This window comes from Erwinia sp. MYb416, from assembly GCF_037479575.1.
GTDB lineage: Bacteria > Pseudomonadota > Gammaproteobacteria > Enterobacterales > Enterobacteriaceae > Erwinia > Erwinia rhapontici.
Window position 1 is genome coordinate 1 of sequence record NZ_JBBGYT010000004.1, and the last position, 543, is coordinate 543.

Annotated in this window: 1 protein-coding gene; it reads right to left on the minus strand. The window is 56.7% G+C overall.

Annotated elements, in window-relative coordinates; all coding sequences use genetic code 11:
• Positions 1-85: 85 nt before the first annotated feature.
• Positions 86-543, minus strand: a 458-nt coding sequence (locus WH277_RS00025; RefSeq protein WP_339503612.1) for an MFS transporter, incomplete at its 5' end; no start/stop codon positions are given.

Genomic DNA, 543 nt, shown 5'->3' on the forward strand with positions numbered 1-543 from the left:
GCATAGTCCTTTACCCGATGAAAAACCCGTAAGCAGGACTATAGTCCTGCTTACGGGTTATCTCAACCAGAAAGATGACGGCGGGTTAGTGCAGAGAAATAAAGTGATTCACTTTAGGTTTTTCCTCCCCCTGATGGAAACGGGTCACGCTGCTTTGTAAATCCGCATCGGCATGGGAGACGCGCTGATGCTGACGCAGATGCTCATGCCAGGACTCCACCAGGAACCACTCGATCAGCGTGGTGGCATCGCGGCTGTGCTCGGCAATGCCCCAGGCGTAAGCCCCATCACGGCGGCGGGTAAGCGACAGTTTTTTAATCTCTGCCAGAAACGCCGGACGATCTTCGGGTGCGATCTGATACTCAATCTGAATCATCACCGGGCCACGATCTGCCGTGACGGGTGTTTCTAACGCGGGCTGATCCCAGTGACCGGACGGTTGCAGGTCGGCCTCGCCTGCCGGAAGTTTAAGCCGCAGACACAACAGCGCGGAAAGCGTCAGCGCCACAGCGGCAATCAGCAGGGTTCCCACCAGGCCGGTTT